We start from the raw sequence: 501 nt of genomic DNA, 5'->3' as shown, positions 1-501 counted from the left end.
TAGTAGTCCAGTGCCGTATCGCCGTAGCTTTGAATCCCCATGTAGATGCTATCGGTGCCGCCCAGCCCAGGTGCGCGCAGGGTCACCTGGCGCACGGCTATCGCAGTGCCGGACGCGGGGATGGTGTTGTCGAAAACCTTCTCGTAGGCCTGCCCAGCTGCGACCAGGTCCGGGCTCGCGGTGAGGAACTGGACCAGGCGCTCGACCAGGTCGGCGTGGTTGACGGCGGTGCCGAATTCGGTGGCCATGGGACTCCTAGATAATCTGCTTGACGGCCTGGCTGTTCTTGTTCAGCCAGACCAGGAAGTGTTCGCCGCCTTTGCCGGCCCACATGTCGGCCGCCATCTGATCCGTGTCGTGAACGGCGGGCAGGTAGATCGAGTTGGCGACCGAGGTACTGAAGTTCTTGGATGGCTCCTGCAGGCGCGAAGCAGAAAGGCCCGGAGCAGGCATTGCGGGCGCGGGGATGGTGGCTATTCCGCCCGTCGCGTGGCGCACAGC

The 501-nt window shown here is 64.1% G+C and carries 2 protein-coding genes; both read right to left on the bottom strand.

Annotated features, from left to right (window positions below; translation table 11 throughout):
• On the bottom strand, window positions 1-248 hold a 248-nt coding region (locus C1634_RS25680; protein WP_228410175.1), incomplete at its 3' end, for a hypothetical protein.
• 7 nt (window positions 249-255) lie between these two features.
• Window positions 256-501, bottom strand: a 246-nt coding sequence (locus C1634_RS25675) for a hypothetical protein (protein ID WP_133248984.1), incomplete at its 5' end; no start/stop codon positions are given.

Source organism: Chryseobacterium viscerum (assembly GCF_002899945.2).
GTDB classification, from domain to species: domain Bacteria; phylum Bacteroidota; class Bacteroidia; order Flavobacteriales; family Weeksellaceae; genus Chryseobacterium; species Chryseobacterium viscerum.
The sequence above is the reverse complement of the archived record's forward strand: the minus strand, read 5'-3'. Positions and strand labels throughout refer to the sequence as shown.